This is a genomic window from Enterobacter cloacae complex sp. IR5401, assembly GCF_049238425.1.
GTDB lineage: Bacteria > Pseudomonadota > Gammaproteobacteria > Enterobacterales > Enterobacteriaceae > Enterobacter > Enterobacter hormaechei_C.
Genome location: NZ_JBMKHN010000006.1, coordinates 283,152 through 302,824, shown reverse-complemented (window position 1 = coordinate 302,824; position 19,673 = coordinate 283,152). Strand labels below are relative to the sequence as shown.

Annotated in this window: 17 protein-coding genes; 9 read left to right on the top strand and 8 right to left on the bottom strand. The window is 54.6% G+C overall.

Features of this window, described 5'->3' with window-relative positions; genetic code table 11:
* Positions 1-317: 317 nt before the first annotated feature.
* Together ACOTX1_RS12020 and mdtD are read left to right on the top strand one after the other, a co-directional pair.
* Complete coding sequence (locus ACOTX1_RS12020) at positions 318-1,025, top strand: FadR/GntR family transcriptional regulator (protein ID WP_003862405.1); 708 nt, start codon at positions 318-320, stop codon at positions 1,023-1,025.
* Entirely contained in the window at positions 1,022-2,455 is a 1,434-nt protein-coding gene (gene mdtD, locus ACOTX1_RS12015; RefSeq protein ID WP_023315065.1) for a multidrug transporter subunit MdtD, read from the top strand. Before ACOTX1_RS12020 ends, mdtD begins: the two co-directional genes overlap by 4 nt.
* Here mdtD and rbsR read toward each other — a convergent pair.
* The 7 genes from rbsR to kup form a co-directional block, all read right to left on the bottom strand.
* Positions 2,421-3,413 carry a ribose operon transcriptional repressor RbsR gene (gene rbsR, locus ACOTX1_RS12010; protein WP_003862402.1) on the bottom strand — a complete coding sequence of 331 codons (993 nt, stop codon included), beginning with the start codon at positions 3,411-3,413 and terminating at the stop codon, positions 2,421-2,423. The genes mdtD and rbsR overlap by 35 nt on opposite strands.
* Positions 3,414-3,416: 3 nt before the next feature.
* Positions 3,417-4,346, bottom strand: a complete 930-nt coding sequence (rbsK, locus tag ACOTX1_RS12005) for a ribokinase (RefSeq protein WP_003862399.1) — start codon at positions 4,344-4,346, stop codon at positions 3,417-3,419.
* Positions 4,347-4,454: 108 nt separating this feature from the next.
* Positions 4,455-5,345, bottom strand: a complete 891-nt coding sequence (gene rbsB, locus ACOTX1_RS12000) for a ribose ABC transporter substrate-binding protein RbsB (RefSeq protein WP_003862397.1) — start codon at positions 5,343-5,345, stop codon at positions 4,455-4,457.
* A 27-nt stretch (positions 5,346-5,372) separates the two neighbouring features.
* The gene (rbsC, locus tag ACOTX1_RS11995; RefSeq protein WP_023315066.1) at positions 5,373-6,338 is read right to left on the bottom strand and encodes a ribose ABC transporter permease; all 966 of its coding nucleotides are present in this window, start codon (positions 6,336-6,338) and stop codon (positions 5,373-5,375) included.
* Between the two features lie 4 nt (positions 6,339-6,342).
* The gene (gene rbsA, locus ACOTX1_RS11990; protein ID WP_003862393.1) at positions 6,343-7,848 is read right to left on the bottom strand and encodes a ribose ABC transporter ATP-binding protein RbsA; all 1,506 of its coding nucleotides are present in this window, start codon (positions 7,846-7,848) and stop codon (positions 6,343-6,345) included.
* 7 nt (positions 7,849-7,855) lie between these two features.
* On the bottom strand, positions 7,856-8,275 hold the full coding sequence (rbsD, locus tag ACOTX1_RS11985; protein ID WP_003862392.1) for a D-ribose pyranase: 420 nt from the start codon (positions 8,273-8,275) through the stop codon (positions 7,856-7,858).
* Positions 8,276-8,500: 225 nt separating this feature from the next.
* Complete coding sequence (gene kup / locus ACOTX1_RS11980) at positions 8,501-10,369, bottom strand: low affinity potassium transporter Kup (protein ID WP_003862390.1); 1,869 nt, start codon at positions 10,367-10,369, stop codon at positions 8,501-8,503.
* Between the two features lie 222 nt (positions 10,370-10,591).
* On the opposite strand from kup, the gene ravA reads away from it, so the two are divergent.
* Both ravA and viaA read left to right on the top strand, forming a co-directional pair.
* Complete coding sequence (ravA, locus tag ACOTX1_RS11975) at positions 10,592-12,088, top strand: ATPase RavA (protein ID WP_003862389.1); 1,497 nt, start codon at positions 10,592-10,594, stop codon at positions 12,086-12,088.
* The gene (gene viaA, locus ACOTX1_RS11970; protein WP_023315068.1) at positions 12,082-13,533 is read left to right on the top strand and encodes an ATPase RavA stimulator ViaA; all 1,452 of its coding nucleotides are present in this window, start codon (positions 12,082-12,084) and stop codon (positions 13,531-13,533) included. The genes ravA and viaA overlap by 7 nt, the downstream gene beginning before the upstream one ends.
* On the opposite strand, the gene asnA is transcribed toward viaA, so the two are convergent.
* Positions 13,534-14,526 (bottom strand): aspartate--ammonia ligase, encoded by a 993-nt coding sequence (asnA, locus tag ACOTX1_RS11965; protein WP_003862385.1) that lies wholly within the window; start codon positions 14,524-14,526, stop codon positions 13,534-13,536.
* A 151-nt stretch (positions 14,527-14,677) separates the two neighbouring features.
* Here asnA and asnC point away from each other — a divergent pair, with 151 nt between their 5' ends.
* From asnC to atpI, 5 genes are all read left to right on the top strand, one after another.
* Complete coding sequence (gene asnC / locus ACOTX1_RS11960) at positions 14,678-15,136, top strand: transcriptional regulator AsnC (protein WP_003862383.1); 459 nt, start codon at positions 14,678-14,680, stop codon at positions 15,134-15,136.
* Positions 15,137-15,226: 90 nt separating this feature from the next.
* Positions 15,227-15,676, top strand: a complete 450-nt coding sequence (gene mioC / locus ACOTX1_RS11955) for an FMN-binding protein MioC (RefSeq protein ID WP_003862381.1) — start codon at positions 15,227-15,229, stop codon at positions 15,674-15,676.
* A 374-nt stretch (positions 15,677-16,050) separates the two neighbouring features.
* Entirely contained in the window at positions 16,051-17,940 is a 1,890-nt protein-coding gene (mnmG, locus tag ACOTX1_RS11950) for a tRNA uridine-5-carboxymethylaminomethyl(34) synthesis enzyme MnmG (RefSeq protein ID WP_003862379.1), read from the top strand.
* Positions 17,941-18,047: 107 nt separating this feature from the next.
* Complete coding sequence (gene rsmG / locus ACOTX1_RS11945) at positions 18,048-18,671, top strand: 16S rRNA (guanine(527)-N(7))-methyltransferase RsmG (protein ID WP_003862377.1); 624 nt, start codon at positions 18,048-18,050, stop codon at positions 18,669-18,671.
* A gap of 616 nt (positions 18,672-19,287) precedes the next feature.
* Positions 19,288-19,668, top strand: a complete 381-nt coding sequence (atpI, locus tag ACOTX1_RS11940; RefSeq protein ID WP_003862375.1) for a F0F1 ATP synthase subunit I — start codon at positions 19,288-19,290, stop codon at positions 19,666-19,668.
* Positions 19,669-19,673: the final 5 nt, after the last annotated feature.

The following is a 19,673-nucleotide window of genomic DNA, read 5'->3' as shown; positions in this document are numbered from 1 at the left end:
TAAAGAGCAGTGCCGCTTCGTTTTCGCTGCGGCGCGGGGTGTGCATATTACGCTTTCCCGCTTCAGAGTCAAGCGTTTGTTTTGCTTTTCTCTGCTGACCCGGCGGCGTGTGTGCCGTTGTTCCGTGTCAGTGGAGGCGCATTATAGGGAGTTCTTCTGAAGTGACAAGAGGAAATTTAAAAAAAATTTCTGACCGTGTTTTTTTTCACCAAAAGCGATGAGATCCAGCTACAAATTGTTCTATTTGATGTATCTGCAACCACAATCACACCTGAGATGGCATAATTAGCCGCATCAATATCTAAGGAATAAAAGCGATGCCATTAAGCGCACAACAGCTGGCAGCTCAAAAAAACCTGTCCTATGTGCTGGCAGAGAAACTGGCGCAGCTGATCTTAGCGGGTAAATATGCTCCAGGTAGCATCCTGCCCAGCGAGATGGAGCTGGGAGATCAGTTTGGCGTTAGCCGTACAGCCGTTCGCGAAGCGGTAAAAACATTAACGGCGAAAGGGATGGTGCTTCCACGCCCGCGCATTGGCACCCGCGTTATGCCTCAGGGAAACTGGAACTTTCTCGATCAGGAGTTGCTCACCTGGTGGATGACCGAAGATAACTTTAATCAGGTCGTCGATCACTTTCTGGTTATGCGCAGCAGTCTTGAACCTCAGGCCTGTCTGCTTGCCGCCACGCTCGGCACAGCAGAGCAAAAAGCGCAGCTCAATACTTTGATGGAAGAGATGGTGGATCTGAAAAAGCACTTTAACCGCGAGCGCTGGATAGCGGTCGATATGGCCTGGCATGAACATATCTATAATATGAGCGGAAATCCTTTCCTGACCTCCTTTGCTTCTTTATTCCATTCTGTGTACCACACTTACTTTACCTCTATCACACAGGATGAGGTGGTGAAGCTGGATCTGCATCAGGCGATAGTCGATGCCATTCAGGAGAGCGACGGGCAGCGAGCCCTGAGTGCGTGCCAGGCGTTGCTGGCCGCGCCAACCCACCAGCAGGTAAATAAATGACAGAGAAAAAAGCACGCAGTATGGCCGGATTGCCGTGGATTGCAGCCATGGCGTTCTTTATGCAGGCACTTGATGCCACTATCCTCAATACCGCCCTTCCCGCCATAGCACAAAGCCTTAACCGCTCCCCGCTGGCGATGCAATCCGCCATCATCAGCTACACCCTGACGGTGGCGATGCTTATTCCGGTCAGCGGCTGGCTGGCCGATCGTTTCGGCACGCGTAAAGTATTCATGCTGGCGGTGACGTTGTTCACCCTCGGTTCTCTGGCTTGCGCCCTCTCCACCTCTCTGACGGAACTGGTTATCTTCCGCGTTCTACAGGGGATAGGCGGCGCGATGATGATGCCCGTCGCGCGTCTGGCGTTATTGCGCGCCTATCCGCGCAGCGAACTGCTCCCGGTGCTCAACTTTGTGACTATGCCGGGGCTGGTCGGCCCGATACTTGGCCCGGTTCTCGGTGGCGTACTGGTGACCTGGGCAAGCTGGCACTGGATCTTCCTTATTAATATTCCGATCGGTGTGGCAGGGCTGATTTATGCCCGTAAATATATGCCGAACTTCACCACGCCAAGACGCAGCTTCGATATGGGCGGCTTCTTCCTGTTTGGCCTGAGCCTGGTCCTGTTCTCCAGCGGGATGGAGCTGTTTGGCGAGAAAATCGTAGCGACGTGGCTGGCGCTGGCCGTCATCCTCAGCGGTATTCTGCTGTTCCTTCTATATATACGTCATGCGCGTCGCCATCCGACACCGCTTATCTCTTTATCTCTGTTTAACACCCGAACGTTCTCCGTCGGGATTGCGGGCAACATTGCCTCACGTCTGGGCACGGGCTGCGTACCGTTCCTGATGCCGCTGATGCTCCAGGTCGGTTTCGGCTATCCGGCCCTGATTGCTGGCTGCATGATGGCGCCCACGGCGATGGGCTCGATTCTGGCAAAATCGACGGTCACGCAGGTGCTGCGCTGGTTTGGCTATCGTAAGACGCTGGTTGGCGTGACGATCTTTATCGGATTGATGATTGCGCAGTTCTCTCTGCAATCTGCGGCGTTACCAATCTGGATGCTGATCCTGCCGCTGTTTGTGCTGGGTATGGCCATGTCGACGCAGTTTACGTCGATGAACACCATCACCCTTGCGAACCTCACCGACGAGAATGCCAGCAGCGGCAACAGCGTACTGGCGGTCACTCAACAGCTGTCGATCAGCCTCGGGGTTGCCGTAAGCGCGGCGGTACTGCGGTTTTATGAAGGGTTTGACGGTACAAATACCGTTGAGCAGTTCCACTATACCTTTATCACCATGGGCGCGCTTACCGTGGTATCGGCGGTGGTCTTTATGTTGTTAAAACCAAAAGACGGCCGGAACCTGATTAAAGAGCGTCACAAAGAGAAGGCTAAACCGAACCGCGTTCCATCAGAACAGGAGTAAGCTGCAAACGTTGCTGTTGCAGCGTGGGCTGGGCCATGCGGTGGATCAACACATCGATGGCCAGCTCGCCCAGTTCATCTTTCGGCTGATGGATGGTGGTCAGCGGCGGCGTCATGTAGCGCGCCAGTTCGATATCATCGTAACCGACGATCGCCATGTCGTCCGGGACACGTAATCCCGCCTGATAAAGCGCCTGATAAGCTCCGAATGCCATCGCATCATTACCGATAAACACCGCCTGCGGGCGCGGCTCTTGCGCCAGCAGTTTCTGCATTGCTTCAAATCCACCGTTAAATTCGAAATCGCCGGTGATGCGATAGCCATCAGGAATGGCAAGCCCCGCCCGTTCCATGGCCGAAAGATAGCCTTCCAGACGCAAGCGCGCCGGGGTTTTATCCAGCGGGCCGGTAATACAGGCAATGCGGGTATGACCTTTATCGATCAGATGCTGAGTCGCCATATCGCCGCCCAGCAGCGAGTTATCCTGGATCAGATCGCTGGTGCCGTCGAACGGCGCCCAGTCCATCATCACCGTGGGAATAGAAGGGTAGCGCTGGATGATCTCTTTCGAAGGTTGATGCGTTTCGGTACAGAGCAGCAGCAGCCCGTCGACGCGCTTTTGCATCAGCGTTTCCAGGTTACGGTTCATGCGCTGCTCATCGCCTTCGGTATTGCACAGCACCAGGCTGTAGCCGCGCTCGAAGCAGCTGCGCTCCACGCCGCGCACCAGTTCAGAATAGAAAGGATTGGTACTGGCCGTGATCAGCATGCCGATGGTGCGCGTCTGGTTAAGCTTAAGGCTGCGCGCCAGCGCGGACGGCGCATAGTTGAGTTCTTTAATTGCAGCGTCAACTTTCTCCCGAATCGCCTCGCTGACGAAGCGATCGTTATTGATAACGTGGGAAACAGTCGAGGTAGAAACGCCCGCCATACGGGCGACATCTTTCATTGTGGCCAAGCGTTACCCCTGCTGACTTAAGAATTCATCAATCTCTTTACGCCATGGAACAGAAGGCTGAGCGCCTTTACGCGTCACCGCGATCGCAGCGGCGGCATGCGCGAAGCGGATCGCGTCATCCATTGCTTTTCCTTCCAGCAGCGCCGTTACCAGCGCACCGTTGAAGGTGTCTCCTGCGGCGATGGTATCAATGGCTTTGACCTTAAAGCCCGGCACGCGACGACCTTCGCCATTGACGCTAGCCCACACCCCACGGCTGCCGAGGGTGATGATCACGGTGCCGATGCCTTTATCATGCAGCGCAAGCGCGGCACGCGCTGCATCGTCATCATTTTCGACACGGATACCCGTCAGCTTTTCCGCTTCGGTTTCGTTCGGGGTGATAATATCCACCAGCGCCAGCAGCTCGTCTGATAATACACGGGCAGGTGCCGGGTTAAGTACGACAGAGGTATGATTTTCATGCGCAATTTTCGCAGCGGCCAGCACGCTTTCAACCGGTGACTCCAGCTGCATCAGCAGGGCTTCCGCTCCGGCGATGATTCCACGCTGCGCTTCGACGCGTTCAGTCGTTAACGCGGCATTAGCCCCCGCATGAATACCGATGACATTCTCACCTTCCGCATTGACGAAAATCAGCGCCACGCCGGTAGATTCCCCTGCAACCACGCTGACGGGTGCGATGTCGATGTTGTCGCTTGCGAGCTGTTTGCGTACGCGCTCGCCGGTATCGTCATCACCCGTACAGGCGATAAACGCGATATTCGCCCCGCTGCGTCCGGCGGCAACCGCCTGGTTTGCGCCCTTACCGCCGAACGCCACCTGATACTGATTGCCGGTGACGGTTTCGCCCGGAGTGGGGAACGTTTCAAGGTTAAGAATGTGATCGGCATTGATACTGCCAAGGACGACGAGGTTGCCTGCGGTTTTCATGTATTGAGGTGTCCATCTGAGAGCGCCACCGGTATTACCCGGTGGCGTATGCCACACTTTTCTTTTATTTGGTGTCCCTCAGGCAGCCAGCGACTGCCTGAATCGCCTTTACTGCTTAATGACCAGTTTCAGGTCAACAGGATATTTGGCCTGAACTTTTTCGCCCTTCAGCACTTTATCGGCAGTTTGCACGCCAGTCGCGCCAATCTGCTCAGGCAGCTGAGCGATGGTCGCAGCCAGTTTGCCATCATTTACTGCTTTTTCACCATCCGGCGTGCCGTCAAATCCGACAACCATCACATCTGATTTACCCGCAGTCTGGAGCGCACGCAGCGCACCGAGCGCCATTTCGTCGTTCTGTGCGAATACCGCCTGCACATCAGGATGCGCGGTCAGCAGGTTCTGCATGACGTTCAGACCCTTTGTACGGTCGAAGTCTGCCGGCTGGCTCGCCAGCACGTTGAATTTGTGCGCCGCTACAGCCTGCTGGAAACCTTCACCACGTTCACGGGCCGCGGAAGTCCCGGCGATACCCTGCAACTCAATCACTTTCGCGCCTTCACCGGCTTTCTTCGCGATGTAGTCGCCGGCGATTTTTCCGCCCAGTACGTTATCAGACGCAATGTGGCTGACCACATCCCCTTTCGTTGCCTGACGGTCAAGGGTGATTACCGGGATCTTCGCCTGGTTTGCCATCTTCACGGCATTACCGACCGCGTCGGAATCGGTTGGGTTGATCAGCAGAATTTTGGTGCCACGAACGGTTAAGTCCTGAACGTTAGCCAGCTCTTTCGCCGGATTGTTCTGAGAATCCAGCACCACCAGGTTGTAGCCCAGTTTATCTGCTTCTTTCTGCGCGCCATCCTTCAGGGAGACGAAGAACGGGTTGTTCAGGGTAGAGACAACCAGCGCGATGGTGTCCTTCGCCATGGCGTTAGCACTTACGGTTGCGCTCAGCGCGACAGCAGAAACCAGGGTAGCCAGTTTTTTCATGTTCATATCTAAGATGTCCTGTAGTGTCGTCAGTTACTGTTTTTTGTTGTCTACCAGTACCGCCAGCAAAATCACCACTGCCTTAACGATCATCTGGTAATAGGAGGAAACACCTAACAAATTCAAACCATTATTCAGGAAACCGAGGATCAGTGCGCCGATCAATGTCCCAACAATGCGACCTTTACCGCCCGCAAGGCTCGTACCGCCCAGAACCACTGCCGCGATGGCATCCAGCTCATAGCCCGTACCCGCCGTTGGCTGTGCGGAAGAGAGGCGCGCCACTTCGATGATGCCCGCCAGAGACGCCAGCAGGCCGCACAGGGAGTAAACGATAATTTTGACTTTATTAACGCTGATACCGGACAGGCGCGTTGCCGCTTCGTTACCGCCCAGCGCATAGATATAACGACCCAGACGGGTATGGTGCAGCATGTACCACGCCGCCAGGAAAACGATAGCCATGATCCAGACCGGGGTCGGGACACCCAGCGGGCGACCGATACCGAACCAGCCAAACAGATCGGCGTTATCGGTAAAGCCGGTATTAATCGGGCTGCCGTTGGTGTACACCATGGTCACACCGCGCAGCAGCAGCATCATCACCAGCGTGGCGATGAACGCCTGAACGCGACCTTTCGCCACAATTACGCCGGTTACGGCGCCAATTGCCGCACCTGCCGCCAGCGCAGCGGCAACGGCCACCAGCGCGTTGACCTCAATACCGACAATCGACGCGGCGATCGCGCCGGTGAGGGCCAGCAGGGAACCGACGGACAGATCGATACCCGAGGTCAAAATCACCAGCGTCATCCCCACCGCCATAATGGCGTTGACAGAGGTCTGCTGAAGAATGTTGAACAGGTTATTGACGGTAAAAAAGTTCGGGCTCATGGTCGAGACAATCGCGATCAGCACCAGCAGGGCAATCAGCGATTTTTGTTCCATCAGCCACGTCTTTGTGAAATAGCGGCGACCAGAAACAGCCTGGGTAGTCATCTTCTTACTCCTGATTCACGCGATTAAGCTTGCCCACAGCGGCAGCCATCAGAACCTCCTGGGTGGCCTGCTCGCGAGTGAATTCACCACCGAGATGCCCTTCATGCATGACGATAATGCGATCGCTCATGCCTAATACTTCTGGCATCTCGGAAGAGACCAGAATGATGCTCAGACCGTCGGCCTTGAACTGGTTAATCAGCTGATAGATCTCTTTTTTCGCGCCCACGTCCACGCCGCGGGTGGGCTCATCGAGGATCAGTACTTTCGGGCGCGTCATCAACCCGCGGGCAATCGCCACTTTCTGCTGATTACCGCCGGACAACAGGCCAATCGCCTGCTCCATCGATGGGGTTTTAACGTTAAAGAGACGGATAAAATCGCTGACCGCCTGCTGCTCATCTTTGTGTTTCAGGCTGCCGCCGCTGCGGCTGAAATAGCCTAGCGCAGTCAGGGACATGTTCTCTTTTACCGACATGCCCAGCACTAAGCCGTCGCGCTTACGGTCTTCAGAGATATAGACGATGCCATTCGCCAGCCCGTCCTGCGGCGAGCGGGTGACCACTTCATGACCGTCAAGGGTAACGTAGCCGCTGGTGCGCGGCAGTGCGCCATAGAGCACTTTCATCAGTTCAGTACGCCCCGCCCCCATCAGGCCCGCGACGCCAAGGATCTCGCCCTTGCGCAGGGTAAAGGAGACGTCATTCACGCCCGGTCCGCAGAGGTTATCCACCTTCAGGCGGATCTCACCCGGCGCTTTCTCCAGATGTGGATACTGATCTTCGAGCTTACGTCCCACCATCATTTCGATCAGCGAATCTTCGGTCAGGGTTGCTACTTCGCGCTCGGCAATAAACTGCCCGTCGCGAAAGACGGTGACGTCGTCGCAGATTTCGAAGATCTCTTTCATGCGGTGTGAGATATAGACAATGCCGCGGCCCTGGGATTTCAGCTCACGGATCACGCGGAACAAGGATTCGGTTTCGGTATCGGTCAGGGCGTCGGTCGGTTCATCCATAATGATGACCTTCGACTCGAAGCTCAGCACCTTCGCGATTTCCACCATCTGCTGATCGCCGATGGAAAGGTCGCCCACCAGTCGGTCGCTCTTAAAGCGCAGATTCAGCTTCGCCAGCAGTTTGTCCGCTTCGGCATACATGGTTTTCCAGTCGATTTTGCCAAACCGGTTCACGAACTCACGGCCGAGGAAGATGTTCTCCGCAATGGTGAGCTGCGGGATCAGGTTCAGCTCCTGGTGGATGATGCCGATGCCCGCTTCCTGAGAGGATTTAGGGCCGTTGAAGGTGGTCTCTTTACCCAGCCACAGCAGCGAACCGGCATCGCGTTGGTAGATACCGGTCAGCACTTTCATCATGGTGGATTTGCCGGCGCCGTTTTCGCCCACCAGCGCCATGACGCGCCCGGAATAGACGTTCAGCGCCGCGCCGGAGAGGGCTTTTACGCCCGGGAACGATTTATCGATCCCTTTGAGTTGCAGTAATGCGTCCATGATGGCCTCAGAAGGTGACGCCAGCACAGAGAATGATATTCGCATACGGGGAACACTCCCCGCTGCGAATCACCGCCTGACTGTCTGCGGTTTGTTGTTTGAACTGCTCGTGCGTTGTGTAACGAATTTCTATGGTGTTTCCCTGGTGCTGTTGCAGTTGCTCAATGTGGCTGAGCAACGTTTCGTGGAGTTGCGGATTATGTTGTTTGATTTCCGCCGCGAGAATGGCCGCCTCAACCTGCATCTCCGCGGTGACCACTTCCAGTACCTGCATGAACGAGGGCACGCCCTGCGTTAACGCCATATCGATACGGGTTGTGCTGCGCGGAACCGGTAAGCCTGCATCGCAAACCACCAGCGTATCGGTATGCCCAAGACGGGAAATCACCGATGAGATTTCTGAGTTGAGTACTGTGCCTTTCTTCATTTTTTGCTCCACTAGCGAAACGTTTCGCTAAAAACAGTGTAGCCGCAGAAGTGTTCAGAAAACCATCATGACGTAACGGATTTGTGATCAACGTCGAAACGTTTCGCTAAGTGAAATGCAGAGGAGGTAAATGCAAAACGGTAACCGTCAGGTTACCGTTTTTTATGGTTGCACCCTCTCCCTGTGGGAGAGGGTCGGGGTGAGGGCATCAGCCCGCACGGAGTCTTAAATCTCGACCTGCGTCCCCAGCTCAATCACGCGATTAGGCGGGATCTCAAACTGGTCAGGCGCACGCAGGGCGTTACGTTGCAGAATGAGATACAGCTTGCCGCGCAGGCGCAAATACCATGGGCGCTTGCCGATGATCAGCGACTCGTGGGACATAAAGAACGACGTCTCCATCATGCGGCAACTCAGGCCTTCCAGACCGCAGCGGTGGAACACCTCTTCCACGTTCGGCGTTTCGCGCCAGCCGTAGCTTGCCACCACGCGCCAGAAGGTTGGCGACAGCTGTTCAATCTGTACGCGACGCACGTTGTGAACGTACGGCGCATCTTCAGTACGCAGCGTCAGCAGGATCACGCGCTCGTGCAGCACTTTGTTGTGCTTGAGGTTATGCATCAGCGCAAACGGGATTACGTTCAGCGCGCGAGACATATACACCGCCGTGCCCGGCACGCGCACCGGTGGGGATTTCTCCAGCGAGGCGATCATGGCCTCCAGAGAGTTACCGTGCTCATGCATACGACGCAGCAGGCGGAAACGTTCGCTCTTCCACGTCGTCATCACAATAAACATCACCAGACCCAGCGTCAGCGGCAGCCAGCCACCGGAGACAATCTTGTCGAGATTCGCAGAGAACAGCGGCACGTCGATACAGAGGAAGCCAACCAGGATCAGCCCCACGAGGAACTTATTCCAGTGCCAGTTACGGTACGCCACGGTGGTGGAGAGAATAGAGGTCAACACCATCGTTCCGGTTACCGCGATACCGTACGCCGCCGCCAGATTACTGGAGTGCTCAAAGCTGACGATGACAATCACCACCGCGAAGTAGAGCAGCCAGTTGACGAACGGAATGTAGATCTGGCCAGACTCCATCTCTGAGGTATGGATAATGCGCATTGGGGAGAGATAACCCAACCGCACGGCCTGACGCGTCAGGGAGAATACGCCGGAAATGACAGCCTGAGAGGCAATGACCGTCGCCAGCGTCGCCAGGATCAGCATCGGAACCAGCGCCCAGTCCGGCGCCAGCAGGAAGAACGGGTTTTTAATCGCTTCAGGGTGTGCAAGCAGCAGCGCGCCCTGACCGAAGTAATTCAGCACCAGTGAAGGCAAGACCACGCTAAACCATGCGACGCGAATAGGGAGTTTCCCGAAGTGGCCCATATCCGCATACAGCGCTTCAACACCGGTAATGGAAAGTACCACCGCGCCCAGCGCCACAAACGACACCACTTTATATTCCAGGAAGAAATGCACCGCCCACAATGGGTTCAGCGCGTGCAGGACATCCGGGTTGGCGATAATACTGCGTAAGCCCAGCGCCGCCAGGATCAGGAACCAGGCCAGCATAATAGGCGCGAACAGCTTACCCACCAGCCCGGTACCGTGTTTTTGTATAGCAAACAGTAACGTCAGCACGATAATAGCGAGTGGCACCACCCACGTATCAAGCTGTGGCGCGACAATCTCCAGCCCCTCTATGGCCGACATTACCGAAATCGCCGGCGTAATCACGACTTCTCCATAGAAGAAGCTGCCGCCAATCAGGCCAATGATGACCAGCACGGAGGTCATTCTTGCAGACGTATTGCGCCCGGCAAGGGACATCAGGGTCAGAATACCGCCCTCGCCCGCGTTATCAGCCCGCATAACGAAAGAGAGATACTTAAGGGAGACCACCAGGATCAGCAGCCAGAAGATGAGCGAGAGGAAACCAAATACGGCGTCACGCTCTACACCAAAACCAAACTGACCGGACAGACATTCACGAAGCGTATAAAGCGGGCTGGTGCCGATATCACCGTAGACAACCCCGATCGCCGCAAGCGTTACTGCGGGTAATGATTGCTTATTATCAGTGCTCATAGACTAGTCTTTTCGTTTGAATAACAAATGTGTGCTTAGTCCCTTGGCCCACAAAAAGCGCACAGTATGCACGATTCAATGCAAAATCGTACCCCTAAATGCAGCCACATTAATGTAGCGCAAAGAAAATAGCGCCGCACTTCAGCCTATTACCAGGCCAGACCGAAACGTCTATACTCGCTTCAATTAGCCGCCACGACGGCGAAAGGATGCAAAACTATTATGGCTCACTCACATTTATTAGCAGAAAGAATTTCCCGCCTCAGCAGTGCGCTGGAAAAAGGCCTTTACGAGCGTAGCCACGCCATTCGCCTCTGTTTACTGGCGGCGCTGAGCGGGGAAAGCGTGTTTCTGCTGGGGCCGCCGGGCATTGCCAAAAGTCTGATCGCACGCCGCCTTAAATTCGCTTTCCAGAACGCGCGCGCATTCGAGTATTTGATGACGCGCTTCTCCACGCCGGAAGAAGTTTTCGGCCCACTCTCCATTCAGGCGCTAAAAGATGAGGGACGCTATGAACGTCTGACGGCGGGCTATCTCCCGGAAGCGGAAATCGTCTTTCTTGATGAGATCTGGAAAGCCGGCCCGGCCATTCTGAATACCCTGCTGACGGCAATTAACGAACGCCGATTCCGCAACGGCGCCAGCGAAGAGAAGATCCCCATGCGCCTGCTGGTGGCCGCGTCAAACGAACTGCCCGAAGCCGACAGCAGCCTGGAAGCGCTGTATGACCGTATGTTGATCCGCCTGTGGCTGGATAAAGTCCAGGATAAATCAAACTTCCGTTCTATGCTGGTAAGCCAGCAGGATGAAAACGAAAATCCGGTGGCAGCGTCATTGCAGGTCACGGACGAGGAATACCACCAGTGGCAGGAGGAGATCGGCAAGATAAAACTGCCCGATCCCGTTTTTGAGCTGATCTTCATGCTGCGCCAGCAGCTTGATTTACTGCCCTCCGCGCCGTACGTCTCCGATCGTCGCTGGAAAAAAGCCATTCGTCTGCTCCAGGCAAGCGCGCTGTTTAGCGGCCGCGATGCTGTCGCTCCCATCGATCTGATCCTGCTGAAAGACTGCCTGTGGCACGACGCAGAAGGGATGAATCTGATGCAGCAGCAGCTGGACGTTTTGATGACCGGACACGCGTGGGGTCAGCAATCCATGCTTAATCAACTGGGGGCGATTGCTCAACGTCGCCTTCAGCTCCAGCAGCAGCAAAGTGACAAAACCGCGCTGAAGGTGAACCGTCTTGGCGGGATGTTTGCCCGTAAACCGCACTACGAACTGCCAGCCGGGCTGACTGACGCCTCGCTCACGCTTCTTCTTCAGCAGCCGCTGAAGCTTCATGATATGCAGGTTGTGCATGTGACTATCGAACGCGTTGCGCTGGTTCAGTGGCTGGATAAGGGCGGTGAGATCCGCGGTAAACTCAACGGTATCGGCTTTGCACAGCCGTTGTCGATGGAAGTCGACAGCAGCCAGCACCTTGTGATCCGCGACGTCAGCCTTCAGGGATCGCGCCTGGCTCTGCCGGGCACGGCCTCCGACACTGTGCCGGAGGAGATCAAACAGCAGCTCGACGCGCTGGATAACGAATGGCATCAGCAGCACACCCGCTTCAGCGAGCAGCAGAAATGCCTCTTTATCCATAGCGACTGGTTAGGTCGCATTGAAGCCAGCTTGCAGGATGTCAGCGCGCAGATTAAACAGGCGCGTCAATGCTAACGCTGGACACGCTTAACGTCATGCTGGCGGTTAGCGAGGAAGGGTTGATCGAAGAGGTCGTCATTACCCTGCTCGCTTCACCGCAGCTGGCGGCCTTCTTTGAAAAATTCCCGAAGCTCCGAAAAGCAATGACGGACGATCTTCCCCGCTGGCGCGATAACCTGCGCCAGCGGTTTAAGGAGACGGAAGTCCCGCCGGAACTGACAGAGGAAGTGGCTGGTTACCAGCAGTGCCAGCGGCTTTCAACGCCGCAGTTTATTGCCCAGCTACAGCAAACTCTGACGCTGCTTGATAACGTTCACTCCCCGTTTGCCAGCCAGGCCAGAGCGCTGGTCACGGACAACCCCAGCTTCACTCCCGCCCTGCATACGCTGTTTTTACAGCGCTGGCGACTGAGCCTTGTGGTCCAGGCCACGGCCCTCAATCAGCAGTTGCTGGACGAAGAGCGCGAACAGTTGCTCAGTGAGGTCCAGGAGCGAATGACCCTGAGCGGCCAGTTAGAACAGGTGCTGGTGGAGAATGAAAACGCCGCTGGTCGACTCTGGGATATGAGTGCCGGCCAGTTAAAGCGGGGCGATTATCAGCTGATCGTGAAGTACGGCGACTTTCTGGCGCAACAGCCGGAGCTGATGAAGCTCGCAGAACAGCTCGGCCGCTCCCGGGAGGCCCGGTCGGTCCCAAAGAAAGATGCGCCGATGGAGACCTTCCGAACGCTGGTACGCGAACCCTCCACCGTACCGGAGCAGGTGGACGGGCTACAGCAAAGCGATGACATCCTGCGCCTGCTGCCAACGGAACTCAGCACGCTGGGAATGACCGAACTGGAGTATGAGTTTTATCGTCGGCTGGTGGAAAAACAGCTCATTACCTATCGACTGCATGGCGAAGCCTGGCGCGAGAAGATCAGCCAGCGTCCGGTGGTGCACCAGGATTTTGATGAGCAACCGCGCGGCCCATTCATTGTTTGCGTCGATACGTCCGGATCGATGGGGGGCTTTAATGAACAGTGCGCAAAAGCGTTCTGCCTGGCCCTGATGCGCGTGGCGCTCGCCGATCGTCGTCGCTGCTACATCATGCTCTTTTCCAGCGAAGTGGTGGGGTATGAACTGACCAGCCCGCAGGGGCTGGAGCAGGCGATCCGCTTTTTAAGCCAGCGCTTTCGCGGCGGCACCGATCTGGCCAGCTGTTTTCGCAGTATCATTGAGCGCATGCAGGGCGGTGACTGGTACGACGCGGATGCGGTGGTGATTTCCGATTTTATTGCCCAGCGGCTGCCGGACGAGGTCGTGAATAAAGTGAAGGAGATGCAGCGCGTGCACCAGCACCGTTTCCATGCCGTGGCGATGTCTGCACATGGAAAACCCGGCATCATGCGCATCTTCGATCATATCTGGCGCTTTGATACCGGGTTGCGTAGCCGCCTGCTCAGACGCTGGCGACGTTAATTAAAGAAGAGAACCGACGCTCTCACGTACCTGCTGCGGCCAGACCCCACACTGCACCTGACCGATATGGGACAGTTGCAACAGCAGCATGGTCAGACGAGACTGGCCAATACCACCGCCGATGGTCTGCGGCATTTCACCGCGCAGCAGCGCCTGGTGCCATTCCAGTTGCAGACGATCCTCATCACCGGTCACGGCCAGCTGACGCTTCAGTGCTTCAGCATCCACGCGGATCCCCATTGAAGAGAGTTCAAACGCATCTTCCAGAACCGGGTTCCAGACCAGAATATCGCCGTTCAGACCAGCATATTCGCTTTCGCCCACTGTGCTCCAGTCATCGTAATCCGGCGCACGGACGTCGTGACGTTTACCATCAGACAATTTTCCGCCAATGCCGATCAGGAATACCGCGCCAAGCTCTTTGGCAATCGCGCGTTCACGGCCTTTGGCATCCAGATCCGGGAAACGGCTCAGCAATTCCTGACTGTGAACAAAGTGGATCGTTTCCGGCAGGAACGGTGCCAGACCAAACTCTTTGCTTACGGCCGCTTCGGTCGCTTTGATCCCGGCGTAGATCGCCTCAACGGTAGACTTCAGCGTGCCAACATGGCGCTCGCCGTCACCCATTACGCGCTCCCAGTCCCACTGGTCAACGTAGACAGAGTGAATTGGGGAGAGACGGTCTTCATCGGGGCGAAGGGCTTTCATGTGCGTGTAAAGCCCTTCGCCCGCGCTGAAGTCGTGTTGTCCCAGGGTTTGACGCTTCCACTTCGCCAGGGAATGAACCACTTCGAACTGGGCGTCTGGCAGTGTTTTCACTTTTACCTGTACCGCTTTTTCGCAACCAGACAAGTTATCCTGCGTCCCGTCACCCACGCGGCTCAGAATCGGCGCCTGAACTTCAATAAGGCCAAGCTTCTCTTCCAGCTGGCGGGAAAAATGGGATTTAACGAAACTGATCTGGCGTTGTTTTGCGATGTAAGCGGTTTTCATTATTTATACTCCTGCGTCCTGTTGATACTGATTAAGCAACAGAACAGGCGCTTAATTCAATAACTCATTAACAAAAAGCCTCCTTCACTTTTGATTCGTTAAAATAAGACGCTAGAATAGAAGGAATCATTAATCTTCATAAGAAAAACCTATGGAAAATTATCAGATCGACAATCTGGACCGCGGCATTCTGGAAGCGCTCATGGCCAACGCACGCACCGCGTATGCCGAACTGGCGAAACAATTTGGCGTCAGCCCGGGGACCATTCACGTTCGCGTAGAGAAAATGAAGCAGGCCGGGATCATCACCGGCGCACGCATTGATGTCAGCCCGAAGCAACTCGGCTACGACGTCTGCTGCTTCATTGGCATTATTCTGAAAAGCGCCAAAGATTACCCCTCCGCGCTGGAGAAACTGAACGCGCTGGATGAAGTCACTGAAGCGTACTACACCACCGGGCACTACAGCATCTTTATAAAGGTCATGTGCCGATCCATTGACGCCCTCCAGCAGGTACTTATCAACAAGATCCAAACAATCGATGAAATTCAGTCCACTGAAACCCTGATCTCCCTGCAAAACCCGATCATGCGTACTATCCGCCCGTGATCGGGCAATTTCATTCCCACATTTTCCACAGGTAGATCCCAGCTCGTTCACAGCGTACAATGGCCGCCTCTTTATCTGAGCGAGCGATCAATGGCGGACATTACTCTTATCAGCGGCAGCACCCTGGGCGGTGCGGAATATGTAGCGGAACATCTGGCTGAGAAGCTGGAAGACGCGGGCTTTTCTACACAAACGCTGCACGGACCGCTGCTGGAAGATCTCCCGACTGACGGGGTCTGGCTGCTGATCACTTCCACGCACGGCGCGGGCGATCTGCCAGATAACCTGCAACCTTTATATGACGAACTGCTGGAACAACAGCCCGATCTGTCAAACGTCCGGTTTGGCGCTGTGGGGATAGGCAGCCGTGAATATGACACTTTCTGTGGCGCCATAGAGAAAGTAGAAGCTGCGGTGACCGCCTGCGGAGCAAAACAGCTGGGTGAAACGCTGAAGATCAACATCCTCGATCATGATATTCCCGAAGATCCAGCCGAGATCTGGCTCGCGGAATGGAAAAATTTACTCAAAAACGATTAAAGATCGTGCGATCAGATGTGGATAACTCTGGTTAAAAGCTCGTATTAAGCCGTAGTTATCCAAATAACAACGTTGGTTTAGTTTTTGACCTGTGCATAAAGTGGTGATCTGATCCCAGCTTATACGGTCCAGGATCACCGATCATTCACAGCAAACGATCCTTCCTAACTGCATGATCTTATTTATGGGATCGGACTTATCCACAAAGGTCTGCGATCCTAATAAGAGATCACAATAGAACAGATCTCTAAATAAAAAGATCTTCTTTTTAATAGCCCAGGATCCCAATGCTTTCTCGAAAGACTAAAGTTGAGTAGAATCCACGGCCCGGGCTTCAATCCATTTTCATACCGCTTTACGCGAGGCAGACCACCATGTTTTATCAGGATCCTTTTGACGTCATCATCATTGGCGGGGGTCACGCAGGCACTGAGGCCGCAATGGCCGCAGCGCGAATGGGTCAGCAGACCCTGCTTTTGACACACAATATCGACACGCTGGGACAAATGTCCTGTAATCCGGCGATTGGCGGCATTGGGAAAGGACACCTGGTAAAAGAAGTGGATGCACTTGGCGGCCTGATGGCGAAAGCGATCGATCATGCGGGTATTCAGTTTAGGATACTAAACGCGAGTAAAGGTCCGGCTGTTCGCGCCACCCGTGCACAGGCAGACCGTGTGCTTTACCGTCAGGCTGTGCGCACCGCGCTGGAAAACCAACCGAACCTGATGATCTTCCAGCAGGCGGTAGAAGATCTTATCGTGGAAAACGATCGTGTTGTTGGCGCCGTGACCCAAATGGGTCTCAAATTCCGCGCAAAAGCGGTGGTGCTGACGGTCGGGACATTCCTGGACGGTAAAATCCATATTGGTCTGGACAATTACAGCGGTGGTCGTGCTGGCGATCCGCCGTCAATTCCGTTATCTCGTCGTCTGCGTGAGCTGCCGCTGCGCGTAAGCCGCCTGAAAACCGGCACGCCGCCGCGTATTGATGCGCGCACCATTGATTTCAGCGTGCTGGCACAGCAGCACGGCGATAACCCGATGCCGGTGTTCTCGTTCATGGGCAATGCGGCGCAACATCCGCAGCAGGTGCCGTGCTACATCACGCACACCAATGAAAAAACCCATGACGTGATCCGCAATAATCTCGATCGCAGCCCAATGTATGCTGGTGTGATCGAAGGGATCGGTCCGCGTTATTGCCCGTCGATCGAAGACAAAGTGATGCGCTTTGCCGATCGTAATCAGCACCAGATCTTCCTCGAACCGGAAGGGCTGACATCTAACGAAATTTACCCGAACGGCATCTCCACCAGCCTGCCGTTCGACGTGCAGATGCAGATTGTGCGTTCAATGCAGGGCATGGAAAACGCGAAGATCGTTCGTCCTGGCTACGCTATTGAGTACGATTTCTTCGATCCGCGTGACCTGAAGCCGACGCTGGAAAGCAAATTCATCCAGGGTCTGTTCTTCGCAGGCCAGATTAACGGCACCACCGGGTACGAAGAAGCTGCCGCGCAAGGGCTGCTGGCCGGTCTGAACGCCGCTCGCTTCTCTGCCGAGAAAGAGGGCTGGGCACCGGCGCGTTCTCAGGCTTACCTGGGCGTTCTGGTCGACGATCTCTGCACGCTGGGGACCAAAGAACCGTACCGCATGTTTACTTCTCGTGCGGAATATCGCCTGATGCTGCGCGAAGACAATGCCGATCTGCGTCTGACCGAGGTGGGCCGCGAGCTGGGTCTGGTGGATGACGAGCGCTGGGCGCGCTTCAACGAGAAGCTGGAGCGCATTGAACAGGAACGTCAGCGCCTGAAAACCACCTGGGTGAATCCGCAGGCGGAAACTGCTGCTGAAGTGAATGCTCACTTAACAGCACCGCTGTCGCGCGAAGCCAGTGGGGAAGATCTGCTGCGCCGTCCTGAAGTCACCTACGAGAATCTGGTCAAACTGACGGCGTTCGCACCGGGCCTTGAAGACGCTGAAGCGGCCGAGCAGGTCGAAATTCAGGTGAAGTACGAAGGCTACATCGCGCGTCAGCAGGATGAGATCGAAAAACAGCAGCGCAACGAAAACACGCTGCTGCCGGAAATGCTGGACTACCGTCAGGTGACGGGCCTTTCCAACGAAGTGATCGCTAAGCTGAACGATCACAAACCTGTGTCGATTGGCCAGGCCTCACGTATCTCTGGCGTCACACCTGCCGCGATTTCGATTCTGCTGGTGTGGCTGAAAAAGCAGGGCATGCTGCGCCGTAGCGCGTAATGCTCTGTAAATAGCCCGGTGGCGCTGTGCTTACCGGGCCTACTGAACCCGTAGGGCGGGTTAGCTAAGCGCCACCCGCCACTTAAGTTTCTCAACAGGTATCCACCGTGCTCAATAAACTCTCTCGTCTGCTGGAACAGGCAGGTATTTCGCTCACCGATCATCAGAAAAATCAGCTGGTGGCCTATGTCGATATGCTGAACAAATGGAATAAAGCGTACAACCTCACCTCCGTACGCGATCCCAACGAGATGCTGATTCGCCATATTCTCGATAGTATCGTCGTGGCGCCGTATCTGAACGGTGAACGTTTTATCGATGTGGGCACCGGTCCGGGCTTGCCGGGCGTTCCGTTGTCTATTGTTCGACCGGAGAGTCATTTCACGCTGCTGGACAGCCTGGGCAAGCGCGTACGCTTTTTACGCCAGGTTCAGCATGAGCTGAAGCTGGAAAACATCACGCCCGTACAGAGCAGGGTAGAGGAGTTCCCGGCAGAGCCACCGTTTGACGGTGTTATCAGCCGCGCGTTTGCCTCACTCAATGACATGGTGAGCTGGTGCAAACACCTGCCAGCGGAGAAGGGGCGTTTTTATGCGCTGAAAGGGCAACTTCCGGGGGACGAAATCGAGCAGCTTCCGGACGGTTTTGTTGTCGAATCCATTGAGAAACTCCAGATCCCTCAGCTCGAAGGTGAGCGTCATCTGGTGATAATTAAGCCAAACACTTTTTAAAAAATTAATAAAAAATGTGGAATTTGTGCTGTTCTGATCGTGTTAAAAAGCAGCACATTCAGTCTGATTTGGTCGTCGTTAATTTAACCTTGTTGTTACCATGGATTTTCTTATGGTTAACCTGACGTGATTCGTTCACTCAGAGGATAGTCAACCATGAAATTATCAGTCTGCTAAAAGTGGGTAAAAGCAACAAGAATGGAATGTTAAATATTTATTAAGAATGTCAATAAAAGGTTTTTGTTGTATACGGCTCTGTTTTAAAAATAGTTGCGGTTTTTTTGCTTTAATTTCATGCAGATGAAATTAATCGTTTTACGTCTTTGATAGATACCATTTTATCGCAAATGTGTATTTTGTGATCTCGTGCACGCTTTATCACCAACGTTTCCGCGCTGTTTACAGTTTTGCCTGAAGGTCAACGCTTGGGTCAAAAGTTGAAAAATAGGACTGGGGAAAAATATTTAAACATTTATTCACCTTTTCGCTACTTAATGTTTGAAATCACGGGTACGCACCGTATAATTTGACCGCTTTTTGATGCTTGACTCTGAGCCTTAAAGGACGTTTTATACGACACGCGGCATACCTCGAAGGGAGCAGGAGTAAAAACGTGATGTCTGTGTCGCTCTTGAGTAGAAACGTTGCTCGTAAGCTTCTGTTCATTCAGTTTCTGGCTGTGATAGCAAGTGGACTGCTGTTTAGCCTCAAAGACCCCTTCTGGGGCATCTCCGCCGCGTGCGGAGGTTTGGCGGTGGTTCTGCCAAACGTGTTGTTTATGATTTTTGCCTGGCGTCATCAGGCGCATACACCTGCCAAAGGCCGCGTGGCCTGGTCCTTCGCTCTCGGCGAAGTGTGTAAGGTGTTGCTGACCTTTGCTCTACTGGTGATGGCGCTGGCGGTTTTGAAAGTGGTATTCATGCCGCTGATAGCAACGTGGGTTTTGGTGCTGGTGGTACAAGTTCTGGCTCCAGCTGTAATCAATAACAAAGGGTAAAAGGC